General features: G+C 69.6%; 17 protein-coding genes. 8 read left to right on the top strand and 9 right to left on the bottom strand.

Annotation, left to right across the window (positions count from 1 at the left end):
• The first annotated feature begins 21 nt into the window (after positions 1 to 21).
• Positions 22 to 2,526, top strand: a complete 2,505-nt coding sequence (gene lon / locus ACZ5V4_RS08410; protein ID WP_464317733.1) for an endopeptidase La — start codon at positions 22 to 24, stop codon at positions 2,524 to 2,526.
• Positions 2,527 to 2,626: 100 nt separating this feature from the next.
• On the opposite strand, the gene ACZ5V4_RS08405 is transcribed toward lon, so the two are convergent.
• Together ACZ5V4_RS08405 and ACZ5V4_RS08400 are read right to left on the bottom strand one after the other, a co-directional pair.
• On the bottom strand, positions 2,627 to 3,166 hold the full coding sequence (locus tag ACZ5V4_RS08405) for a hypothetical protein (RefSeq protein WP_464317732.1): 540 nt from the start codon (positions 3,164 to 3,166) through the stop codon (positions 2,627 to 2,629).
• Positions 3,163 to 4,521 (bottom strand): HD domain-containing protein, encoded by a 1,359-nt coding sequence (locus ACZ5V4_RS08400; RefSeq protein WP_464317731.1) that lies wholly within the window; start codon positions 4,519 to 4,521, stop codon positions 3,163 to 3,165. Before ACZ5V4_RS08400 ends, ACZ5V4_RS08405 begins: the two co-directional genes overlap by 4 nt.
• A 169-nt stretch (positions 4,522 to 4,690) precedes the next feature.
• Here ACZ5V4_RS08400 and aroC point away from each other — a divergent pair, with 169 nt between their 5' ends.
• Positions 4,691 to 5,749 carry a chorismate synthase gene (aroC, locus tag ACZ5V4_RS08395; protein WP_464317730.1) on the top strand — a complete coding sequence of 353 codons (1,059 nt, stop codon included), beginning with the start codon at positions 4,691 to 4,693 and terminating at the stop codon, positions 5,747 to 5,749.
• Here aroC and ACZ5V4_RS08390 read toward each other — a convergent pair.
• From ACZ5V4_RS08390 to ACZ5V4_RS08370, 5 genes are read right to left on the bottom strand one after another with little or no spacing between them, the layout of a single operon-like run.
• Complete coding sequence (locus tag ACZ5V4_RS08390; protein ID WP_464317729.1) at positions 5,732 to 6,178, bottom strand: hypothetical protein; 447 nt, start codon at positions 6,176 to 6,178, stop codon at positions 5,732 to 5,734. The two genes, aroC and ACZ5V4_RS08390, sit on opposite strands and share 18 nt — an antisense overlap.
• Positions 6,175 to 6,564 carry a diacylglycerol kinase gene (locus ACZ5V4_RS08385; RefSeq protein ID WP_464317728.1) on the bottom strand — a complete coding sequence of 130 codons (390 nt, stop codon included), beginning with the start codon at positions 6,562 to 6,564 and terminating at the stop codon, positions 6,175 to 6,177. Before ACZ5V4_RS08385 ends, ACZ5V4_RS08390 begins: the two co-directional genes overlap by 4 nt.
• Positions 6,554 to 8,377 carry a protein-disulfide reductase DsbD family protein gene (locus tag ACZ5V4_RS08380; protein ID WP_464317727.1) on the bottom strand — a complete coding sequence of 608 codons (1,824 nt, stop codon included), beginning with the start codon at positions 8,375 to 8,377 and terminating at the stop codon, positions 6,554 to 6,556. Before ACZ5V4_RS08380 ends, ACZ5V4_RS08385 begins: the two co-directional genes overlap by 11 nt.
• 51 nt (positions 8,378 to 8,428) lie before the next feature.
• On the bottom strand, positions 8,429 to 9,697 hold the full coding sequence (locus ACZ5V4_RS08375) for a putative Na+/H+ antiporter (protein ID WP_464317726.1): 1,269 nt from the start codon (positions 9,695 to 9,697) through the stop codon (positions 8,429 to 8,431).
• An 11-nt stretch (positions 9,698 to 9,708) separates the two neighbouring features.
• Positions 9,709 to 10,176: a chemotaxis protein CheX gene (locus tag ACZ5V4_RS08370; protein WP_464317725.1), complete on the bottom strand. Its 468-nt coding sequence runs from the start codon at positions 10,174 to 10,176 to the stop codon at positions 9,709 to 9,711.
• A gap of 323 nt (positions 10,177 to 10,499) precedes the next feature.
• On the opposite strand from ACZ5V4_RS08370, the gene ACZ5V4_RS08365 reads away from it, so the two are divergent.
• On the top strand, positions 10,500 to 11,612 hold the full coding sequence (locus tag ACZ5V4_RS08365; RefSeq protein WP_464317724.1) for a J domain-containing protein: 1,113 nt from the start codon (positions 10,500 to 10,502) through the stop codon (positions 11,610 to 11,612).
• A gap of 102 nt (positions 11,613 to 11,714) precedes the next feature.
• Here the strand turns inward: ACZ5V4_RS08365 and amrA are convergent, their stop codons facing one another.
• Complete coding sequence (gene amrA / locus ACZ5V4_RS08360; protein ID WP_464317723.1) at positions 11,715 to 12,269, bottom strand: AmmeMemoRadiSam system protein A; 555 nt, start codon at positions 12,267 to 12,269, stop codon at positions 11,715 to 11,717.
• 132 nt (positions 12,270 to 12,401) lie between these two features.
• Between amrA and ACZ5V4_RS08355 the strand changes: the two genes are divergently transcribed.
• The 5 genes from ACZ5V4_RS08355 to ACZ5V4_RS08335 all read left to right on the top strand — a co-directional run bounded on the left by ACZ5V4_RS08355 (position 12,402) and on the right by ACZ5V4_RS08335 (position 17,118).
• Positions 12,402 to 13,418: a glycosyltransferase family protein gene (locus ACZ5V4_RS08355; protein WP_464317722.1), complete on the top strand. Its 1,017-nt coding sequence runs from the start codon at positions 12,402 to 12,404 to the stop codon at positions 13,416 to 13,418.
• Positions 13,405 to 14,994: a glycosyltransferase gene (locus ACZ5V4_RS08350; RefSeq protein ID WP_464317721.1), complete on the top strand. Its 1,590-nt coding sequence runs from the start codon at positions 13,405 to 13,407 to the stop codon at positions 14,992 to 14,994. Before ACZ5V4_RS08355 ends, ACZ5V4_RS08350 begins: the two co-directional genes overlap by 14 nt.
• A 113-nt stretch (positions 14,995 to 15,107) precedes the next feature.
• Positions 15,108 to 15,965, top strand: coding sequence for a diguanylate cyclase domain-containing protein (locus tag ACZ5V4_RS08345; RefSeq protein WP_464317720.1), 858 nt, complete (start codon positions 15,108 to 15,110; stop codon positions 15,963 to 15,965).
• Between the two features lie 7 nt (positions 15,966 to 15,972).
• On the top strand, positions 15,973 to 16,662 hold the full coding sequence (locus ACZ5V4_RS08340; RefSeq protein WP_464317719.1) for a protein phosphatase CheZ: 690 nt from the start codon (positions 15,973 to 15,975) through the stop codon (positions 16,660 to 16,662).
• 9 nt (positions 16,663 to 16,671) lie between these two features.
• Complete coding sequence (locus ACZ5V4_RS08335; RefSeq protein ID WP_464317718.1) at positions 16,672 to 17,118, top strand: DUF3795 domain-containing protein; 447 nt, start codon at positions 16,672 to 16,674, stop codon at positions 17,116 to 17,118.
• 64 nt (positions 17,119 to 17,182) lie between these two features.
• Here ACZ5V4_RS08335 and ACZ5V4_RS08330 read toward each other — a convergent pair whose 3' ends face one another.
• Complete coding sequence (locus tag ACZ5V4_RS08330; RefSeq protein ID WP_464317717.1) at positions 17,183 to 21,025, bottom strand: AsmA family protein; 3,843 nt, start codon at positions 21,023 to 21,025, stop codon at positions 17,183 to 17,185.
• Positions 21,026 to 21,052 lie beyond the last annotated feature (27 nt).

The following is a 21,052-nucleotide window of genomic DNA, read 5'->3' as shown; positions in this document are numbered from 1 at the left end:
AGCGAAATCAAGGAGCGATCCATGAGCATAGAAAACGATCCCGTATCGAGCGCCGGTCCGGAGCCCCTGCACGAGGAGCCCGTCACCGAGGAGCACGGAGAGCAGGGCCCCGAGCAGGCCAAGCTGGACATCCCGGCCATCCTGCCGGTGCTGCCCGTGCGCGACATCGTGGTCTTCAACTACATGATCCTGCCGCTGTTCGTGGGCAGGGAGAAGTCCGTGGCCGCGGTTGACGCCGCGCTCAACTCCAACCGCTACATCCTCATCCTGACCCAGAAGGACGAGAAGGTGGACGAGCCCGGCCCGGACGACCTGCACGTCACCGGCACCGTGGGCATGATCATGCGCATGCTGAAGATGCCCGACGGACGCCTGAAGGTGCTGGTGCAGGGCCTCACGCGCGCCCGGGTGCGCCGCTTCACCAAGACCGACCCCCACCTGGAGGCCGTGGCCGAGGTGCTGGAGGAGGCCGAGGCCAAGGACGTGGGCGTGAGCGAGGAGGCGCTGATGCGCTCCGCGCGCGAGCAGAGCGAGAAGATCCTCTCCCTGCGCGGCATCTCCGCCACGGACATCATGAGCGTGCTCAACTCGGTCAACGAGCCGGGCAGGCTTGCCGACCTCATCGCCTCCAACCTGCGCATGAAGGTGGAGGAGGCCCAGAAGATCCTCGAAACCCTGGACCCCATCGAGCGCCTGGAGCTGGTGAACTCCCAGCTGACCAAGGAGGTCGAGGTGGCCTCCATGCAGGCCAAGATCCAGTCCATGGCCAAGGAAGGCATGGACAAGGCCCAGAAGGACTTCTTCCTGCGCGAGCAGATGAAGGCCATCCGCAAGGAGCTGGGCGAGGGCCAGGAGGAGACCGACGAGCTCGAGGAACTGCGCAAGGCCATCGACAAGGCCGGGCTGCCCAAGGAGGTCCGCTCCGAGGCGGACAAGCAGCTCAAGCGCCTGTCCTCCATGCACCCGGACTCCTCCGAGGCCACGGTGATCCGCACCTACCTGGACTGGCTCACCGAGCTGCCCTGGAAGAGGATGTCCAAGGACCGCCTGGACATCAAGCAGGCCAACGCCATCCTCCAGGAGGACCACTACGGCCTGGACAAGGTCAAGGAGCGCATCCTCGAATACCTTTCCGTGCGCAAGCTGAACCCCAAGATGAAGGGCCCCATCCTGTGCTTCGTCGGCCCCCCGGGCGTGGGCAAGACGAGCCTTGGGCGCTCCATCGCCAGGTCGCTCGGGCGCAAGTTCGTGCGCATGTCGCTTGGCGGCATGCGCGACGAGGCCGAGATCAGGGGCCACAGGCGCACCTACATCGGGGCCATGCCCGGGCGCATCGTGCAGTCCATCAAGAGCGCCGGGACGAAAAACCCCGTGATCATGCTGGACGAGATCGACAAGGTCGGGGCCGACTACCGTGGCGACCCCACGTCGGCGCTCCTCGAGGTCCTGGACCCGGAGCAGAACTTCTCCTTCCAGGACCACTACCTGGGCGTGCCCTTCGACCTCTCCAAGGTGATGTTCGTGTGCACGGCCAACATGCTCGACACCATCCCCGGCCCGCTCCTGGACCGCATGGAGGTGATCCGCATCCCCGGGTACACCGAGCAGGAGAAGGTCAAGATCGCGCGCAAGTACCTCCTGCCCAGGCAGGTCAAGGAGAACGGGCTGAAGAAGGACGACATGGAGCTCACCGACCAGGTGCTGGCCAAGGTCATCCGCGAGTACACGCGCGAGGCCGGGCTCAGGAACCTGGAGCGCGAGGTGGGCACCATTTGCCGCAAGCTCGCGCGTAAGAAGGCCGAGGGCGAGAAAGGCCCCTTCAAGGTCACGGCCAAGCTCCTGCCGCAGCTTCTGGGCATCCCGCGCTTCATCGACGAGGAAAAGGAGCGCGAGCTGCCCCCGGGCGTGGCCGTGGGCCTGGCCTGGACCCCTGTCGGCGGCGAGATCCTGCACATCGAGGTGACCACCATGCCCGGCAAGGGCCAGCTGATCATGACCGGCAAGCTGGGCGAGGTGATGAAGGAGTCGGCCCAGGCCGCGCTGTCCTACGCCAGGGCCAAGTCCGGCAAGCTGGGCATCGACCCGGCCTTTTTGGAGAAGCGCGACATCCACATCCACATCCCGGCCGGAGCCACCCCCAAGGACGGCCCGTCCGCAGGCGTGACCCTGGTCACCGCGCTCATCTCCGCGCTGACCAACACGCCCATCTGCAACGACATCGCCATGACCGGCGAGATCAGCCTGCGCGGGCGCGTGCTGCCCGTGGGCGGCATCAAGGAGAAGATCCTGGCGGCCGTGAGCGCTGGCATGAAGCGCGTGCTCATCCCGTCGCGCAACGAGAAGGACCTGGCGGACATCCCCAAGGATCTGCGCGGGCGCATCAAGGTGCAGCTCATCGAGCAGATCGACGAGGTCTGGCCCCTGGCCTGCGCCCGGGAGTCCGTGACCGCCGCGCCCGAGGCCCCGGAGAAGGAGAAGCCCGCCGAGGCCAAGCCCGCGCCGAAGAAGAAGGCGGCCAAGGCCTAACCCGCGCGCCGAGACGAATGGATATCGAATGATAAAAGGCCCGGGGGCGAAAGCCTCCGGGCCTTTGTTGTAAGCGTTGGCGCGGCGTTATGCCGGCCGGTCAGGCCGTCGCGAACCGGGGAAGGATGGACGTCTTCAATTCGGAGAAGGCTTCCAGTGCTTCCTCCTTTGAAACGTGCGGCTTGAGTCGGTGCACTTTCTCGGCGATCAGGTTCGCGTCTTCCGTGCCTTCCTGGCGCATGAGAAGCAGTGCGGTCCCCAGCTTTTCGAGCTCGCCGACCTTTTTATGTCCAAGGCAGTCCGCGACGTTTTCAAGCGCCTTGTTCCAGGGGGCCAACCGTTCCCTGTTCTTCTCCAGGAGGGCGCGGCCTTTTTCCGTCAGGGCGTAGCGCGGGCCATAGGGCGGATTGAGTTCCAATTCCGCGAGGCCTTGAACACGCAGGCTGGCGAGCAATTCCCGGAAAGGGAATGAATAGGGGCCATGCTTGTAAATGATGAATTCGTAATCCGACGGGATCCTCCCGAGGGATTCAAGGAAGAACATCGATTTTTGCAGGTGAGTTTCGCCGCACCAACTTTGCTTTGCGCGAAGCAACTGGATCAGTTCCAGGGTGATGGAAATCTTCTCGAGTTCGTTCATGATTGATAGCCCTCCGCGTTCTGGCACCGGGCAAGTTCCAGGCGACTGCGCTCAAGCCACCGTCTGGCTTTGTCGCGCAACCCCGACTCGATAAAGACATAGTCCGCGACAGCCGGAGGCATATTCCGAAGGACAGCCGATTCGTTCCAGGCCGAGGAAACCTCCCCGTTGGACAGGAGGACAGGAAAATCCGGTGACAAGCCGCTTTTCTCATACTTGTACGCGCGCACGTTATCAACACCGAACTTGCCTTCGAGGCCCTTGCGGACCGCCTCGCCCATTGTCGGGTTGGCGTGGCATTCCTGCGAGTTTTTCTCCCAGGCGAGCTTGAAATGCTCCCGGTCGAGAATCCTCTTGGCGTGGGTGTGCAGGGGGTCGCCTGCTTTTGATGCGACCTGGCGCATGGTGCCCAGGACCTCGATGTCCGTGATGGCGAGGAACTTCTCCAGGTCGGTTACCGGGAATTTGTCGCCGTCCAGCAACGTGAGCATGAAGTCCTTGAGGTGAAGGTCGTAAATTGTCCTGACGGGATGAAGGTAGACTTGCGAGAACATGAGATAGCGTGCCCAAAGAAGGGATTCCGCCGCCTGGAGCCCGCCTTTTTCGATCCCGATGCACGGTTCGGCGAGGCTTTGGTCGTCTTCCTCCCCTTCCTGGGGCTTGGGAAGGATGCGCAGCGTCTTGATCAGGCGGAGATGATCGAACCGGCCGTATGCGACGCCGGAGTGGTACGCGTCGCGCAGAAGGTAGTCGATCCGGTCCGCGCCGAACGCGTCGCCGACGATGATTTCCGCGAGCAGCGTTTCCAGGATGTCGAATTCGACTTCCGGCGGGGCGTCCTTTTTGCCGACGGCAAGCTTCGCGACATGCTCAGGATTGACCTTGACCTTGTCCCAAAGCGGCTTCATCGCCTCGGACAGGATCAAGTTCCATGAGATGTGTTCATGTTTCGTTCCTGATGGAAGAAGATCTTTCTCCGCCGCATGGGAAAAGGGGAGGTGCCCGAGGTCATGGCAAAGGGCACCCATTCTCACGGCTTTCTTCCAATACGGCCTGTCGAGGCCGTCGCCGCCGACCAGCTTGGCGAGGGGGCGGTACGCCGCCTCTGGTAGCTTACGCAGGTTGTCCGGGTCGAGCAGTTCGTCATAAATCCGGGACGCGAGGTCCATGACGCCCAGGGAGTGTTCGAACCGTCGGTGCGTGGCTCCCGGATACACCAGGTAGGTCAGCGCCAGTTGATGGATGTGGCGCAGGCGCTGAAAAGGAGGAGAGTCGATGACGGAACGTTCGTCCAGGCTGTAGCTGATGAACCCGTGGATAGGGTCGCGGACTTCGTGATCTTGTTTCGAGGACATGGGCACCCGGGAGTGATTGGCTGTTTGTTTTCGCTAGTCCCGGTTTTCTGTCGTGTAAAGTTATATCATGCGGTCTTGCGCATATTCCGGCGCGGGTGAGGCTCGTTGCTTGGGCTTCGGGCCCTTCCCCCTTGCCTCGCCCCGGGCTTTGGGGCTAGCGTGCGCGGCCATGAGCGCAAGCAACACCTTCGGACGCCTCTTCAGGCTGACCACCTTCGGCGAGTCCCACGGCCCGGCCATCGGCGCCGTCATCGACGGCTGCCCCGCCGGGCTGCCCCTAACCGAGGACATGATCCAGGAGGGGCTTAACAAGCGCCGCCCCGGCCAGGGCGGCGTGGCCTCCACGTCCAGGAAGGAGCCGGACCGGGTGCGCATCCTCTCCGGCGTGTTCGAGGGAGTGACCACGGGCACGCCCATCGGGCTCCTCATCGAGAACGCCGACCAGCGTTCGCACGACTATTCCAAGATCAAGGACGTGTTCCGCCCGGGCCACGCCGACTTCACCTACCAGGCCAAGTACGGCGTCCGGGACTACCGCGGCGGCGGCCGGGCCTCCGGCCGCGAGACGGCCGCGCGCGTGGCCGGCGGCGAGGTGGCCAGGCTCCTTCTGGCCAAGGCCGGGGTGGAGGTCTACTCCTACACCAAGGAGCTGGGCGACGTCCCGGCCCAGTGCATGGACGTGAAGAACGCCCCGTCCAGGCCCTTCTACGCGCCCGACGACTACGTGGTGGACATCTGGGAGGACCGGGTGCGCCAGGTGAAGGCCGAGGGCGACAGCCTGGGCGGCGTGGTCTGCGTGACAGCCAGCGGCGTGCCCGCCGGGCTCGGCGAGCCGGTGTTCGACAAGCTGGACGCCAGGCTGGCCTACGCGCTCATGGGCGTGGGGGCGGTGAAGGCCGTGGAGATCGGCGAGGGGCTGCAGGCCGCGCGCAACTACGGCTCCAAGAACAACGACGCCATCACGGCGCAGGGGTTCGCCTCCAACCGCGCGGGCGGGACGCTCGGCGGCATAAGCTCGGGCCAGGACGTGGTGGTGCGCTGCGCCGTGAAGCCCATCCCCTCGGTGTCCATCGCGCAGCGCACGGTCACGTTGGCCGGCGAGGAGACCGAGATCGTGGTGGGCGGACGCCACGACGTGTGCGCCATCCCGCGCATCAACCCCGTGCTCGAGGCCATGGTCTGCCTGACCCTGGCCGATTTCTGGCTGCTCTCAGGAAGGAGCTTCTGAGTCGTCGTCTTCCTCGGGGGCGTGGCGCTTGGCCAGCTTGTGGAAGACCAGCACGGGCAGGGCGGTGAAGAGCAACTCCGGCCAGGACGCCACTTCGCCGCGCCCCATGTACTCGGCCCAGCACTGCAGGAAGTAGGTCACCCCGGCGTAGGCGAAGGTCAGGCGCATGGGGTCCACTCCCCTGGCCAGGCGCAGGAAGGCCAGGGCGAACACCCCGGGGAAGAGTATCCACGCCCCCAGGATCAGCCAGGCCCCCTGGCTGGTCAGGGGGAATTTGAGCCTGCCCAGCGTCTCCGGCCCGAACGGGAAGAGCGCGGAGAGCGCCCACGTTATCGCGGCCGTCGCGGCCATGGACCCCAGAAGGATCACCGCGCCGGTCACGGGGTCGATGGGGCGCTTGGCCTCGGGCTTGTCCTCTTCTTTGGTCATACCAGATCCCATCCGAAAAGGTTGAGTGTTTCGAAGACGATCACCAGGAGCCAGGCCAGGATGCTGATCCCGGTGGCCGCTGCGGCCATGTCCTTGATGGCCTTGATTTTTTCGTCCTTCGCCGTCTGGAGGTAGTCGCAGATCGCCTCGATGGAGCTGTTGAAGATCTCCGCCGAGAGCATGAGCGCCGTGGCCACCAGGACCATGAGCACGTCGATCCAGGCCCGGTACGCGAAAGAAAGCAAAAGCACCACCGCCGAGAGCGCCACCTTGTAGGCCACGGACAGGTCGTAGACCACGGCGTAGCGCAGCCCCGAGGCGATCACCTTGAGCTTGCGCCAGGGGTTGAACCCGGGCTCGCCCGTGCCCAGGAACTTATTTCGCATCCTTGAGGGCCTCCTTCACGGCCTGCTCCAGCTGCCCGGACGTGAACAGGTCCCTGAGCACCACCGGGCGCGCGGACGCCTCCCCGGCCGGGAACACCGCGGCCAGCGGGATGGAGGCCGAGCCCAGGGAGCGCAAGAGCGCAATGGTGTCCGGGTCCTGGCGGGTCATGTCCACGCGCACGGCGGTCAGGCCGTAGCGCTTCTTGAGGTCGTCCACCGCGTCCGGGGTGAGCACGGTGCGCTCGAGCGCCTTGCAGGTGGGGCACCAGTCCGCCGTGAAGTCCACGAGCATGGGCCTTGCTCCGAGCGTTTCCGAGAACGTCTTCTTGTCGAACTCCTGCCAGACGGCCTCGCGCGGGGCGGGCGGGGTCACGGCCCACGCGCAGGCGGCCACGGCGAAGGCCACGGCGCACAGGCGGATTGACCAGCGCGTGAAGGCCCCCTGGGAGAGGCCTGTCCAGCCGCCCCAGGCGTGGCAGGCCAGGGCCACGGCCAGGAGCGCGGCCAAGGCTGGGACGAGCATCCCCTGGGGCAGGATGCTCAGGAAATACAGGCACGCGGCCATGATGAAGAACCCGGCCAGCTTCTCGAGGTGCACCATCCAAGGCCCGGGCCTGGGCACGAAGCGCACCAGCTCCGGCCTGGCGGCCAGCACCAGGTAGGGCGAGGCCATGCCCAGGCCGATGCCAACGAACACGGCCACCACCACGGACACGGGCTGCATGAGCGTCCAGGCCAGCACTCCGCCCAGAAACGGCCCCGAGCAGGGCGTGGCCAGGAGCGTGGCCAGAAAGCCCGTGGCCAGGGCCTGGGCCTTGTGGCTCTTGCCAGGGCCTGTGCCCATCTTCAGGTCGATCACGGGCAGGTGGAACACTCCTAAGAGCGAAAGCCCCAGGGCGAAAAGCACGGCCGTACCGCCAAGCACCACGCCGGGCTTCTGGAAGAGCTGGCCCCAGGCCATTTCGGCTAGCCCCAGTATCAACGCCAGCAGGCAGAAATAGGCCAGCACGCCCAGCGAGAAGAACACGTTGTGCTCGCGGATGAGCGCGTGGCGGTCGCAGAATTCCCCCTCGCGGCACACGGCCAGGAGCCCCGAGAGCTTCAGGCAGGCCACGGGCAGCACGCAGGGCATGAGGTTCAGGATGATCCCGGCCAGGAAGGCCAGGGGCAGCGCCTTGAGCAGCCCGTCCACTTCCAGGTGCGGCGTGGCGGAGCGTGGCGCGAACGTCCAGCGCGAGGCCTCGGGCCTGGCCTTGGCCACCGCTTCGGCCACCGGAGCCTGGGGCGAGGCGGCGGCGAGCTCGGCGAACCGGCTCCACCAGGGAAGGTCCTGGGCCTGGGGAGGGGCGGGGAATTCGCGCGCGGACATGCTCGTCTCGATGGACATGGGCCAGCAGCTGGTGTCCGTGCAGGCCAGAAGCGACACCCTGGCCTCCAGGCCGAAGCCCGGCGGCGGGGCGGCGGGCAGGGGGATGAAGAGCGGGGTGGGGCCGTCGTAGACGTTCACCAGCTTGTCCGGCTCGTAGATGTCGTTCACGGGCTTGCCCGCCGGGTAGAGCACGGGCAGGGCCTCGCCGGAGGGCAAAAGGCGCGCCTCGGCCCGGGTGGGCATGCCTGTCTGGCCGGGGTCGTGACCGTAGGTCTTGAAGCCCTGGCCCGGGGTGAGCCAGAGCACGGCCACCAGGCCCTGGCCGGGCAGTGCGGCCAGCTCCCAGCGCGTGGACACGGGCTGGTCCTGCTGGGCCTGGGCCGCCGGTGGCAGGAGCCAGAAAAGGGCGAGGAGCAGGGCGAGGACTCTGGTCTGTCGAAGCATGTGAGACTCCCTGGCCCGCCCGCCTGGCGCGCGGGCCGTGGTGAAAAGGCGCTAGGGCGTGAGCAGGAGGAACGCGCACGCGGCCACGGCCGTGGGCGCCAGCGCCGCGAGCAGGAGTCCCAGCGGGTTTATCGCCCCGTCCTTGAAGCCGTGCTTGAGTATGGAGAAGCCCGCGGGGTTGGGCGCGTTGGCGATGACCGTGAGTCCGCCGCCCGTGACCGCTCCGGCCAGCAGGGCGAACTTGTTGCCGTCGGAGAGGTCCTCCACCAGGGTGCCCAGGAAGGTCAGGGCGGCGTTGTCCGTGATGGCGGTCAGGCCCATGGCCCCGAAGTAGAGCGTGAGGGAGTCCATGCGCGCGAGCAGCGCCTGCACCCACCAGCGCTGCGGCGGCCCGAGGATCACCAGCCCGGCCAGGAACACCCCCACCAGGAGCCCGGCGCGCACCATCAGCGCGGACTGGTGCTGCGGGTAGGCGGCCGTGAAGCCCAGAAACACGACGAACACGGCCATGAAGGCCGCCGGGTGGTGCAGGAGCGCCACGAGCAGGCCCAGCACGCCCACGTGCACGGCGGCCACCCAGGCCGGGACGTCCTCGCGCAGGGATTCGGGGATGCGCGCGTCCACCCCGCGCAGGGTCTTGCGGAATACCAGCGTGAGCGCCAGGGAGTTCACGGCCACGGCCACGGCGGCCTTCCACCCGAAGTTGGAGAACATGTGCCACATGCCCCAGCCCCACTTGGGCGCGCTCATGATCACGGGCGGGGCCGCGAAGTGGGTCATCACCCCGCCGATGGAGATGTTCACGAAGAGCGTGCCCAGAAGCGCGTACTTGAATTTCTCCGGCAGGGGCTGCTGGAAGAAGACGAAGTAGAGCATGAGCGCGGTGACGGTCATGGCCGCGGGCTCCGTGATGAAGGAGCCCATGAGCGGGCCCAGGGTCATGGCCGTGAAGCACACGGCCATGCCGCGCGGCATGGGCAGCTTCGCCGCGACGCGCAGGATGGCCTTGGAGGCCAGGGACACCGTGGGCTTGGTGGATGCCGCGATCATGATGGCGAAGACGAAGGCCGGTTCGCCGAACTGCACGGATTCGATGTAGTCCACGGCGGCGCCGGGCCCCGTAAACAGCGCCAGCAGCGCGAGGAACACGGCGGCCCAGAAGCCGAAGGCCACCTCCACCTCGCCCAGCAGGTGCCAGAGTTCCTTGTGCGGGGTTTCGCGCTGGGACATGCGCGCGAAGCGCCCGGCCAGGAACGTGTGGGCCACGGCCGCCGCGAAGGCGGCTGTTCCCAGGATGGTGGCGGCCCAGGACGTCTGCATGGCTTCGGGGGTTACTGGAAACAGAACTCCACGGTGAAGTCGCCGTGTTCCGTGGAGAAGGGGATGGCCACCACCGGCCCGGAGGTGACGTGGGAGATGGTGTGGTTGTCGCCGAAGACGATGGTCGGGGTGGAGGCCTGCATGGTCAGGCCCATCTGGGCGAGGCCCGCGCGCGCCTGGCCGGAGATCATGTTGGTGATTTCGCCCACGGCGTCCTTGGCGTCCTGGATGATGTCCTGGATGTCGTCGCCCAGCATGTTCTTCACGATGGCCACCGCGCACTTGCGGCTGAACGAGATGGAGATGCTGCCGTGCTTGTCCCCTGTGAGGCCCACCACGGCGGAGACGTCGCCCGCGGCCATGTCGTTTTTCTTCACGTAGGGCTTGCCCGGCGTGGGGTCGAGCATGGCCATGGTGGTCAGCACGTGCTTGGTGGCCTGGATGAACGGCTTGGCTATGTCGGCGTCGGTGGGGTTCATGGCCCTGTCCTTGGGGGTCGGTAACGTGTTCGGGGGCAAAAAGAGCAGGGCCGCGCATGGTCTGCGCGGTCCGCTCGTCCGCCCTGAGTCATATCTAGTAGCGTTTCGCAGGGGAGGATTACAAGGCATTTTTGATCCCTTCGCGGACTGGCTGGGTGTTGCCCTGCCCGGCTTGCCATTTCGCTGCCGCTGATGTACCCCCCCATGGAACACGCCTCGGACACGGAACCGGAAGGTGTGCTCAGGGTGCGGCACGGGCCGGTTCGCGGCGGGCGGACCCCCAGGCTGGCCCGCCGGTTCCAGCCCCGCGAAGCGGACACACGATGCCAAGCCGACACCAGTCAGCGTCCCACCAGAGAAACCGGGCCACCGGCTTCACCGACGCCGACTGGGGAGCCCTGGAGAAACGCCTCTCCGACACCAGGGACCTCCTCAAGGACATCCTCCTGCACCTGCGCAAGGTCCTGGACAATCTCAAGACCGCCGGAACGCACTACCAGAGCGCCGGACGCGCCTGGCGCAAGCCCGGGGCGTACGCGCAGGGCGCGGGCCGCCAACAGTGGCATCGGCCGGAAGGTCCCGCCGCCGGTGCCAGCAAAGCTTCAGGGGCCTCAGGTTCCAGCCGCCAATCCTCCGATTTCAAGCACTCCTCGCCTTCCTCCGGACAGACCGGCTCCACGGGTTCCTCCTCCGCCGGTTCCTCGCGCTTCGCGGGCGCGGCAGGCGCTGCGGGATCCGCCACGGCTGCGTCCTCGTTCAGGGCCTCGACCGCCTCCGGGGCCGGGGCGTCCGGCGCGCAGGGGGCGTCCTCCAGGGCCTCGGCCGCCGGCGCGAACTTCGGCTCGCAGAAGACCGCCGGACCGTCGTCGCGGGCCTCCTACGAGCGCCAGGCCGGCAACGGCTTCTCCTGGAGCCAGCGCGGCAAGGCCGAGCCCGGCCAGGACCAGGCCGGGGCCAAGTCCACCTGGCGGGCCTCCTCGGCCAATTCCGGGGACAAGGCGGGCGAGCGCGCCACCTTCACCGGCGGCCAGCGCCCGGGAAGCCAGGCGGGCGCGCAGGCGGGCGGGCAATCCTCCGGGGCCTCGGGCAGCTGGAAGCGGGAGCAGGACCGCGCCCGCGAGGAGCGCCAGGAGCACCGCCACCGCACCACCGGCCCCGGCGGCGGGTCGAGCTACCAGGACTACAGCAAGCGCAACCACAAATCTCCTCTGGGCAGCGGCAGGATGACCCTGACCCAGGCCTGCGCCCTGCTCTGCGTGAGCTACCCCTGCTCGGCGGACGACGTGCGCGTGGCCTACCGCAAGCAGGCCCGCAGGCACCACCCGGACCTGGGCGGCGACGAAGAGATGATGAAGACCATCAACCAGGCTTACGAGCTGGCGCTCTCCTGGTGCGCGCCCCTGCGCGCCAAGCCCGGCAGCCCCTGGGCGGCCTAGCGGCCCGCAAAGGACTCCCGCTGGCCGCGGGGACCGGCTTTTCGGCGCGCGGCCGGTCCAGTCGGGGCTTTGCACGTTTCTAGCGCCGTTTCCGGCGCGTTTCTAGAACACCTCGGCCTCGAACCAGTAGATCTCCGTGTTCGGCTGCCTCCAGGCGTCGGGCGTCAACCCGGCCTTGCAGCAGGTCTGGGCCAGGAAGGTCTCGCGGTCCCATCCCCACTCCACCGGCACCTGGGGCAACAGGAGCCCCTGGCGCATGCCCCGGCGCATGATCAGCCCGTGGCGGCCCACCTCCACCAGCTCCGGGTCCGGGCAGCGGGTGATGGGGCCGAGGATGGATATCTCCACCTCGATCCCCTCGAACTCCGCCCCGGTCAGGGGCGCGAAGCGCGGGTCCTCGAAGGCAGCCGCTCGGGCCATGGCCGAGATGGTCCGGTGAAGCGGCGCGTCCGGGGCCAGGTGGCCGATGCAGCCGCGCAGCTGGCCCTGCTTGCTCAGGGTCACGAAGGCCCCGAAGCGCTTGGAGAGCCTGGGCGTCGGCGGCTCGGGCGGGGCCCAGCCCCCCTCGCCCGCGAGAACGGCCCGGATGCTTCGCCTGGCCACGTCCTTGAGGTACGCCTTTTCCTCGCCGGTAAGCTCGAACCGGAACGTTTCCATGTGGATCCCTCCAGCGTCTTGCGGCCACGCTAGCACGCCCGGCCGGGCCTTTCCAGCGGCGCGCGAAGGCCGCGCTGGCTTTCGCGGGGAAGCCGGGCTAGAAGGGCGCGAAACCGCAACCGGACCGGCCCCATGCTCGTGATCGCAGCCTTTTCCCTGGACCTGCCCGCCTACGCCTGCGCCCGGTACAGGATCACAGGCCCCGCCTCCAGGCTCGGCGGGCGCGTGGCGCTGCGCTGGGCCGCGCGAAGCGACGGGCGGGACTACGCCATCGACGCCTCGGCCATGGACGGTGCGGACCTGATCCTCTTCCAGCGCCACTTCCCCATGGAGGCCACCTGGCCGCTGGTGGAGCGCGCGCTCGCCTCCGGCACCCCCGTGATCTACGAGACCGACGACGACTTCCTGCACGTCCCGCCCGGCCACCCCATGGCCGAGCGCCTGGCCCCGGGGGCGCGCTACGTGGCGGAGCTCGCCGCCAGGGCGGACCTGGTGACGGTCTCCACGCGTGAGCTTGCGCGCTCGCTCTCGCAGGCCGCCAGGGAGGTGCGCGTGCTGCCCAACCGCCTGGACGAGCGCCTCTGGGGGGCGCTCCCCGCGGCGCGCCCCGGCGGGCCCGTGCGCATTGCCTACGCGGGCACGCCTTCGCGGTCCGGCGATTTCGAGGCCGTGGCCCCGGCGCTCGCGCGTCTGAAGGCCCGGCACGGCAACGCCGTCGAGACCCTTTTCCTGGGCTTCGACCCCGGCCCCGCCCTGGCCGACCGGGCGCTGCCCTTCCGGGAGGACTACGCGGCCTACGCCCGGGAGCTTCGCGCCCTGGCCCCGGACATCGCCCTGGCCCCGCTGGCGGACACGGCCTTCAACCGCTGCAAGAGCGCGGCGAAGTGGCTGGAGTACTCGGCGGCCGGAGCTGCCGGGATATTCTCGGACGCCCCGGCCTACGCGCCCGTGCGCCACGGCGTCACCGGGCTCAAGGCCGCCGCCGAAGGCGAGTGGGAGGACGCCCTGGAGCAACTGATGGGCGACGATTCCCTGAGGCGCTCCCTGGCGGGGGCCGCCAGGGCCGAGGTCCTTGGGCGGTGGGGGCTTGCCAAGGGGGCCGAGGCCTTTTACGCGGCCTGGAGGAGCGCAGCCCGTGGACGTACCTGATTTTCCCTGGTCCGCGCTGCCGGACGGACTGCGCCACGGGCTTGCGCTCGGCGGCTCCGGCAGGCCGCACCTGGCCGGGCTCGCCTCGGCCGCCCTGTCCTCCCCGGACACCCTGGCCCTTGGCTGCGACCTGCTGCTGGCCGCCTGGGAGGCCGCGCCCCTGGACGGGGGGCTGGCCCGGACGCTCCTGGCCGTCGACGCCAGGGCGAACTTCCTCGACCCCGCCAGGCGCGCGCTGGCCGGGGCCTGCGCGGGAAGCTGGCGCGAGCCCGGGCAGGCCCCGCTGGTGGCGGCCCTGGCCGGGGAGCGCCGCCACGGAGAGCTACTGGAGCTTCTGGGCGCGGGGCTCGGTTCCGAGCCGGGGAACCTCTTCTGGCGCGCCCACCTCCTGGACCTGGGCGCCTACCTGGGCGAGCCCGGGGCCACGGCCCAGGCGCTCCAGGCCCCCTGGCCCGAAGGGCTCGGCCAGGTTCGCGAGAAGTTCCTTGGCGACGAGGCCTTCCGGCGCGGCGATTTCGAGGCGGCCCGGGCGCGCTACTCGAAAGCCCTGGCCCTGCGCCCGGCGCGCGGCCGCATGGCCGAGGCGCTCTGGCGCTCGGGCAGGCCCGGGGAGGCCCTGGCCCAGTGGCGCAAGGCCCTGGCCCAGGCTCCCTGGAACGTGGACGTGCTGCTGCGGCTCTTCGACCGCGCGGCCGGGCTCGACGAGCCGGGCGCGCCGCTCGGCGGCCCGGTGACCGTGTGCCTGTACACCTGCGGCAAGGCCCGGGAGGTCGACGCCACCCTGGAGGCCCTCTTCGCCTCGGACATGGGGGACGCGCGCGTGCTGGCCCTGGACAACGGCAGCCGCGACGGGACTCCCGCCGTGCTCGGAGCCTGGAAGGAGCGCTTTGGCGGGGCCATGGAGGTGCTCACCCTGCCCGTGAACGTGGGCGCTCCGGCCGCGCGCAACTGGCTGGCCAGCCACGAGCGGGCGGCCTCGGCCGGCTACGTGGCCTACCTGGACGACGACGCCCTGGTCCCGCCGGACTGGCGCGCGCGCATGGGCCAGGCCGTCGGGGCCTATCCCGGGGCAGGCGTCTGGGGCTGCAAGGTGGTGGACCTGGCCCACCCCGGGCGCGTGCAGCACACCGAGGTGAACCTCCTGGACGCCTCCGGCCCGGAGCCGTCGTTTTCCTCGCTGTGCACCCAGGACCTGGACTACGGCCAGTTCGGGCGCGTCCGGCCCTGCCTGTCCGTCACGGGGTGCTTCCACCTCTTCAGGGCAAGGACCCTGCGGGAGTCCGGCGGCTTCGACATCCGCTTCTCGCCCACCCAGTACGACGACCTGGACCACGACCTCCGCCTGCGCCGCTCGGGCCTGGGCGCGGTCTGCCAGGGGCACCTGGGCGTGCGCCACGCCAGGCTCTCCGGGGCGCTCCTCCACCAGGACGGCCCGGCCAGCGGCAACAGCTCAGGCAACCTGCGCAAGCTCGCGGCCAAGCATCCGCCCGAGGTCCTGGAGGCCCTGCGCCTGGCCGTGGCGGCCGAACTGGAGGCCGATCTTGCGGCCAAGCTCGAAAGCCTGCGTCGCGCCTAGGCCCGGCCCGGGCAGTCGGCCACGGGGCGCATCCGTCACAATTCCTTCGTTGCGATGACATGGAAAATCGGCCATCATCAGGGCCAGGACGTTGCCTCACGGAGTCGCCCCCCATGTCTGGCCCCCACCTGCTCGACCTTATTTTCGACCCGGCCTGCCTGGCGGATTCCAACGGGCGTCTGACCCGCGTCAACGAGCCCCTGGCCGAACTCCTGGGCCTGGCCCCGGGCTTGGCGTGCGACGCGGCCCTGGCCGACATCCTGGGCCAGGGCGACTTTCAGGACATCTCGCGCAACGCCTCCGACGGCGCGGTGCTCTTCAAGCGCGTGGTGGTCCGCTGCCGCGACGGCCGCGCCTGCCCGGCCGAGGCCCGCTGCCTGCGCCTGCCGGACGGGGGCGAGCTGGCAGTGTCGTTCAAGGTCACGGCGTGCTCCATGCCCGGCGGGAGCGCGGAGTACATGGCCCTGCACGACGCGCTCACGGGCCTGCCCAACCGGGTGCTGCTCATGGACCGCCTGGGCCAGACCCTGGCCCGCACCAGGCGGCGCGACGATTTCGCGGCCGTGGTCTTCATCGACCTGGACGGGTTCAAGCCCATCAACGACACCTGGGGCCACGACTGCGGCGACGAGGTGCTCCGGGTCACGGCCTCGCGCCTGCTCACGGTGGTGCGCGGGGACGACACGGCAGCGCGCATAGGCGGGGACGAGTTCGTCATGGTGCTGGGGGAGCTGAAGAACGGCCTGCACGCCGGGCTCACCGGCAACCGCATCATCAAGGCCATCACCCAGCCCATCCCCTGGGAGGCCGGGACCGTCTCGGTGAGCGCGTCCGTGGGCATCGCCATCGCCCCCAGCGACGGCATGGACCCGGAGGAGCTTTTGCGCAAGGCGGACGAGGCCATGTACGTGGCCAAGAAGTCCGGAAAGAACGGCTATTCCTTCCACAACGAATCCAGCTACTTCGAGTGAGGTGAGCATGGACGCTGCCACCATGGACGCACTCGCGGCGAAGCTCGCCGAATCGCTCAGGCCCCACCTGAAGGAGATGGCCCGCCAGGCGGTGCGCGAGGAGTTCGCGGCCCAGGCCTGCGGAGGCTCGCCGCAGGACGACTTCTTCAGGCGCCTGAACGAGGAGATCATGGGCAGCCTGGGCGACATCTACCGGGAACTGGCCACCTTCCAGCAGCCCGGGGCCAGCAAGGAGGGGGCCCAGGGCATGGCCCAGGCCGGGGAGCTCATGGACGAGGCCTCCCAGCGCCTGGATCAGGTGATCCAGGCCACGGAGAAGGCCACCTTCGAGATCATCGAGCTGGTGGAGCGCAACATGTCCGCCCCGGAGGAACTCCTGGGGCTCCTCGCCCGCGAGGTGGGCGACCCGCAGGCCAGGGCCAAGGCCTCGGCCGTGTGCAAGCGGCTCTCGGACGACCTGGTGGAGATCATGACCTGCCTCTCCTTCCAGGACCTCACGGGCCAGCGCATCAAGCGCGTCATCGACATGCTGGGCAGGGTGCGCGACATGATCGCGGAGCTCTACGTCTCCACCGGGCTCCTGGTGAAGGCCCGCGAGCGCGCCCCGGCGCAGCCCCTGGAAGAGCTCAAGAAGGACGCCCGGGCCAAGGTCTCCCAGTCCGAGGTGGACGACCTCTTGGCGCAACTCAACCTCTAGGGGCCTGCCATGCAATCCTGGACCGTCACCGACCGCCTGGCCCCCTGCGGGCTGCGTTGCGACGCCTGCCTGGCCCGCCGGGGCGGCGAGATCGAGACCCTGGCCGCGTCGCTGCGCCAGCGCCTGGGCAACTTCTCGGCCATGTGGGAGCGTTTCTCCGGCATGGACCCGGCCTTCGCGGACTATCCGGCCTTCGAGCGCCTGCTCGATCACCTGGGGAAAGGCCGTTGCGGGGGCTGTCGCAGCGGGGAGTGCCTGCTCGAGGGCTGCCCGGTGCAGCCGTGCGCGGCCGCGAAGAACGTGGATTTCTGCTACCGGTGCGACGGGTTCGCCGCGTGCGGCGCGCTCGACGCCATGCCCTTCCTCAAGGACCGCTGGCGCAAGGCCAACCTGCGCATGGCCGAGATAGGCCCCGAGGCCTACTGGCTGGAGGTGCGCGACACTCCCCGCTACTGAGGCCAGGCCCGGGCGCCGCTTGATATCCTCGAAACAAAGGTACGTTTCTTTTGGGGACGCCGCGCTAGAACACCCGGCGCAACTGCTTGAGCACGCTGCCCGGGATGGTGAACACGCTCTTGAACATGTTCACGATGGTGTCCCCGAGCACCTTGGATTTGTCGATGTCCATTTTCGGGTCGTAGAGCGGCCCGGTGATGTGCACGGGCACGTCCCCCACGTCCGGCACCCTGGCCATGAGGCTCAGGTCGATCTTCTCGTCGTCCAGGTTGACCCAGCCGTCGCCCTTGGCGCTCAGGGCCGCGCCGGTGAGCACGAAGTCCCTGGTCACGGCCATGCCCTCGCGGATGCTGAAGCTGGCCCCCAGGCGCGAGAAGGCCAGGCCCCCGGGCTGGGGCGGCGGATCGGGCCTGGGTCCGTCGTTGTCCCTGGTCAGGGTCACGGGCTCCTGGGGTTGCCTGGCGGGCACGTCCCTGACGCCGCCGAGCGCGCCGCCGCGCACCTCGAAGCCCGCCGTGCCCGCGGCGTGCCGCCTGAGCGCGCGGTCCGTGCTCCCCTTGCTCTCCACCTTCACGAAGAAGTCGGCCCTGCCCCCCGACACGGAGTCGGCCCCGGCCAGGTCCGAAAGCAGGGGGCCGGGCGAGAACCCGGTCAGGCGCAGGTCCATGACGGCCTTGAGCTCGTCGCCGCGCGCGTCCCCCTTGATGTCCATGAGGTACGGCCCCCCGTAGAAGTCCGGGGCGCTCTGGCGCAGCTGGAAGCGGCCGTCGCGGGCCGTGAACTCGGTCTGGGCGTTCTGGAAGATCAGGCGGTCCTTTTTCAGCCAGCCGAAGCGCACCTTGGCCTCCAGGGCCAGCTCGCGCAGCTGGGCCAGGGGCAGGGGCTCCTCGGGCCGTTTCGCCGGGTCGTGGTGGCGCGGGGCCGGAGCCAGGCGGTCCAGGTCCAGGGTGGTCACGGAGAGGTCCAGGCGCGTGGCGCGGCCGCTGACAAAGGCCTGCCCGGTGATGGCGGCGTCGTCCAGGGAGGCCTGGATCTTGCCCAGGCGGACCTCCTTGGCGTTGCCCCCGATCTCGGCCGCGAAGCGCGCCCGACGCCAGGAGTTCTGGTCGGCGTCGGGCGGGATGGCGAAGCCCAGGCGCTGGGCCGCCACCCTCGGGGTGAACTCCGGCAGCTCCACGAAGCCCGAGAGCTCCATGGCGTCCTTGCCCGGCTGGCCGCCCACGCTGGCGCGGCCGGGAAACCCCGCCACGTTCAGTTCCAGCGGCCCGGCCGCGAAGCCTCTCGCGTCGAAATCCGCGTCCAGCCTGCCGCTCCAGGATATCAGCGCGGAGGAGCCGCGCGGCGCAAACGGGATGTCCAGGGTGAGCGCGCCCTCGGCCTTGGGCTGGCGCAGCCACAGGGGGGTGCCCGAGGCGTCGAGCCCGGCCTGGCCCTTTATCTCCATGCGCGACGAGCGCAGCATGCCCGGGGAGTCCACGCGCACCGAGCCGGACACGTCGGCCAGGGCCGCTTCCCTGGCCTTGCCGTTCTGGCCGGAAGCTGGCGTTGCCCGGAGGGCGAACCTGAGGCTGGCCTGGGCCCTGTCCACGGGCCAGGGGCGCGCGCCCTCGGGCTGCTGGGCCAGCGCGAGCGCACCCCGGCCCAGGCGCATCTCCGCCTGGCCGGAAAGCCCCTGCCAGAGGGGCGCCCCCCCGTCGGCAGAGGACTCCACGCTCACCTTCGCGTCCAGCGCGCCCGAGAGTTTGGGTAGGTCCGGCCTGAGCGCCGCCGCCTGCGCGGCCTGGACGCCCGTGGCCGAGAGCGACGCCGAAAGGGAGCGCGAGGCGCGCCCGCCGCCGTGCCCGGAGTTGTCCACGAGTTCGAGCGAGCCCGTGAACTTCCCGCCCAGGGCCGATCCCGACACGGCAGGCAGCCTGAATTGCCTGGGCGAGGCGTCCAGCGTGGCCGAAAGGTCGTCCACGGCCACGTTCCAGGCCGTGAAGCGCTTGGCCGCCACGCGGGCCTCCACGGGCCACGGGGCGTACCCGCCCAGGCCCTTGTCCCACACCGAGCCCAGAAGCGTCAGGCGCTCCAGGTCCAGCTGGTCCGCCTGGAGGTCCAGGGTGGTCTTGTCCTTGGCGAAGTCCGCGCTGCCCGTGACGCGCGAGTGCGCGGTGCGCGCGTCCAGGTCCCTAAGCGAAAGAGTCGCGTCCTGGCCCGGGGGCAGCGAGAAGGAAGCCGCGAGCGTCCCCCCGCCCAGGATGGCCCAGGCCTTGGCGGCCTCGGCCGAGAGCCAGGACGGGGACCAGTTCTTGGAATGCTCGGCCGCCACGGCGCGCACCGTGCCCGCAAGGCCCTGCGGCCCGTCCCTGCCCGCGAGCGTCAGATCCAGCATGGTTGCGGGGGCTCCGCCAGGGCCGGAGCTTCCCCGCAGGGCCTGCACTGCGGCCTTGCCCGTGAAGGTCCGGGCCTCGCCGTCGGACCCGGCGCGCACGTCCGCCGTGAACATGGAATGCGCCAGGCGCGCGGTGACGGGGTAGAAGCGCACGTCCCCGCCCCGGCCTTCGGCGTTCACCTGGGCCTCCTCGACCTCGAGAAGCCCCAGGCGCAGGTCCCTGGCCGCGATGCGCCCGCGGAGCGTCCCTGCGCCCGCGCCCGTTGCGGCCTTGGAGGCCGCCCGGGAGAAAAACTCCGTCACGGCCCCGGGCAGGCGTCCGGGGAGCCAGCGCCCCAGGTCCAGGCTGACCGCGTCCACGTCGAACCAGACCTCGCCCGCCGAGTCACCGGCCATGGCCGCGAGGCTCGCCTCGCCGTCCCTGAGCGAGGCCCTGCGCACCACCCAGCCGCTGGGCGTGGACCCGAAGAGCAGCCGGGCCTCCACCGCGCCCGTTCCCGGGGCGCCGCGCAGCTCGGGCCCGCTCGATGCCCCCGGGGCCTTGACCGCCTCGCCGCCGGTGCGGCCGAGGTCCAGGAGTCTCGCCCACTGGCCTTCGCGGGCCGCCGTGGCCGCCAAATCCAGGTGCACGTAGGGCACGGGCTCGTAGAGCCCGGCCGCGTTCACCTGGCCGGTGATCTTCGCGCCCAGGCCCTCCACGGCGAGGTCCGCCACCTCGAAGGCCCCGCCCTCGCCATGCACGGCCAGCCGCCCGGAGAAGAGCGCCTTCTGCCCGGAGACGCCCAGCGACGGCGGCAGCTCCACCCACCCGGCCACCTTGGAGCGGTTGACGAACACGTACCCGCCGCTGGAGCCGTAGCTGCCCTGGCCCTGGGCGTGCACCTCGCCGGCCAGGCCCCAGGGGGAGGCCGTCACTTTGCAGGAGAGGGAGAAATCGAAGGGGCGCGAGGACGAGGTCTTCAGGTTGAGGGCCGTGACGTCGAGGGCCAGGCCCGTGGCCTCGTCCTTGAAGGAGAGGGTGGCGTTTTCCAGGGAGAGCCCCGTGGGCAGCGAGGAGAGCTTCCAGCCCTCCGGCGCGGCGGGCAGGGGGATGGCCGCCTCGGGGGCGATGATCCAGTTCTCCCGTCCCGAGGCGTCGCGCGCGAGGTTCACCCGGGCCGAGGCCAGCGAGACGGAGTCCACCACGACGTTTTTTTTCAGGAGCGCGGTCAGGTCGAGGCTGATGGCCGCCGACTCCATGCGCAGGAAGGGCTCCTCGCCGAAGCCCGGGGCGTTGGCCACCGTCACGGGGCCGGTGCGCAGCCCGAACCAGGGCGAGAGCGTGAGGCTAACGCCGCCCGAGACCTCCACCTGCCTGTCCAGGGCCAGGGCCAGGGCGGCCTGGGCGTGGGCCTTGAGCTCGTCCTGGCCCACGAGGCGGGTCGCCGCCAGGGGCAGCAGGTAGACGGCCATGGCGAGCGCGGCCAGCACCGCGTACAGGGCGCGCTTGGATGCCCGGCCGGACCGGGAGGGGCTTGCGGAAGGTGTGCTCATGTTTGGCCGCCGGTGGTTGCCCGGCCT

The organism is Fundidesulfovibrio sp. YSD1, assembly GCF_055397115.1.
This window is presented reverse-complemented; position numbering and strand designations above follow the sequence as displayed.

Bases quoted from the DNA above. Each gene is read 5' to 3' on its own strand.
- amrA (WP_464317723.1), bottom strand. From the start codon at position 12,269: ATGGAAACGTTCCGGTTCGAGCTTACCGGCGAGGAAAAGGCGTACCTC.
- ACZ5V4_RS08340 (WP_464317719.1), top strand. From the start codon at position 15,973: ATGGACGCTGCCACCATGGACGCACTCGCGGCGAAGCTCGCCGAATCG.
- ACZ5V4_RS08375 (WP_464317726.1), bottom strand. From the start codon at position 9,697: ATGCAGACGTCCTGGGCCGCCACCATCCTGGGAACAGCCGCCTTCGCG.
- ACZ5V4_RS08405 (WP_464317732.1), bottom strand. From the start codon at position 3,166: ATGAACGAACTCGAGAAGATTTCCATCACCCTGGAACTGATCCAGTTG.
- aroC (WP_464317730.1), top strand. From the start codon at position 4,691: ATGAGCGCAAGCAACACCTTCGGACGCCTCTTCAGGCTGACCACCTTC.
- ACZ5V4_RS08365 (WP_464317724.1), top strand. From the start codon at position 10,500: ATGCCAAGCCGACACCAGTCAGCGTCCCACCAGAGAAACCGGGCCACC.
- lon (WP_464317733.1), top strand. From the start codon at position 22: ATGAGCATAGAAAACGATCCCGTATCGAGCGCCGGTCCGGAGCCCCTG.
- ACZ5V4_RS08400 (WP_464317731.1), bottom strand. From the start codon at position 4,521: ATGTCCTCGAAACAAGATCACGAAGTCCGCGACCCTATCCACGGGTTC.
- ACZ5V4_RS08385 (WP_464317728.1), bottom strand. From the start codon at position 6,564: ATGCGAAATAAGTTCCTGGGCACGGGCGAGCCCGGGTTCAACCCCTGG.
- ACZ5V4_RS08380 (WP_464317727.1), bottom strand. From the start codon at position 8,377: ATGCTTCGACAGACCAGAGTCCTCGCCCTGCTCCTCGCCCTTTTCTGG.
- ACZ5V4_RS08335 (WP_464317718.1), top strand. From the start codon at position 16,672: ATGCAATCCTGGACCGTCACCGACCGCCTGGCCCCCTGCGGGCTGCGT.
- ACZ5V4_RS08355 (WP_464317722.1), top strand. From the start codon at position 12,402: ATGCTCGTGATCGCAGCCTTTTCCCTGGACCTGCCCGCCTACGCCTGC.
- ACZ5V4_RS08345 (WP_464317720.1), top strand. From the start codon at position 15,108: ATGTCTGGCCCCCACCTGCTCGACCTTATTTTCGACCCGGCCTGCCTG.
- ACZ5V4_RS08370 (WP_464317725.1), bottom strand. From the start codon at position 10,176: ATGAACCCCACCGACGCCGACATAGCCAAGCCGTTCATCCAGGCCACC.
- ACZ5V4_RS08330 (WP_464317717.1), bottom strand. From the start codon at position 21,025: ATGAGCACACCTTCCGCAAGCCCCTCCCGGTCCGGCCGGGCATCCAAG.
- ACZ5V4_RS08390 (WP_464317729.1), bottom strand. From the start codon at position 6,178: ATGACCAAAGAAGAGGACAAGCCCGAGGCCAAGCGCCCCATCGACCCC.